General features: G+C 58.2%; 1 protein-coding gene. It reads left to right on the top strand.

Annotated features, from left to right (window positions below; all coding sequences use genetic code 11):
* Positions 1–600: transposase zinc-binding domain-containing protein (locus IAE27_RS29330; RefSeq protein ID WP_227685354.1), on the top strand; the 600-nt coding region annotated here is incomplete at both ends.

Below are 600 nucleotides of genomic sequence, written 5' to 3'. Positions count from 1 at the left end.
TCCGGTTTCAGTCCCCGCCCGCTCAAAAAACTGTTTACGGCTAACCAGTGCTGGACCTCTTTCCTCGACGCCGGTGGTCTGCGCGATATCGAAGTCGAAGCCGTCACAAAAATGCTCGCCTGCGGCACCCGCATCACCGGCGTGAAGGAATACGGCTGCGATAATCCCAGTTGCCACCATGTTAAATACATCATCAACGCCTGCCACAGCCGGGCCTGCCCGTCCTGTGGTAAAAAGGCTACTGACCTGTGGATTGCCGCCCAGCTAAACCGTCTGCCGGACTGCGACTGGATACACCTGGTCTTCACCCTCCTCGATTCGCTGTGGCCCCTGTTTGAGGTCAACCGCTCGCTGCTTAACGACCTCTGCCGCCTCGCCGTCGATAACCTGCTGTACGCCGCCGGCAAACGGGGGCTGGATATCGGCATTTTCTGCGCCATCCATACGTACGGAAGACGACTCAACTGGCATCCCCATGTTCACGTTTCCGTCACCTGCGGCGGCATCAATGAGCACGGAAAGTGGAAGAAAATCAGCTTCCGTAAGGACGCCATGCGCGCCCGCTGGATGTGGAATATCCGCCAGTTACTCCTGAGCGTC

It is taken from the genome of Klebsiella sp. S69, from assembly GCF_016516145.1.
Classification (GTDB): Bacteria; Pseudomonadota; Gammaproteobacteria; order Enterobacterales; family Enterobacteriaceae; genus Klebsiella; species Klebsiella oxytoca.
This window is presented reverse-complemented; position numbering and strand designations above follow the sequence as displayed.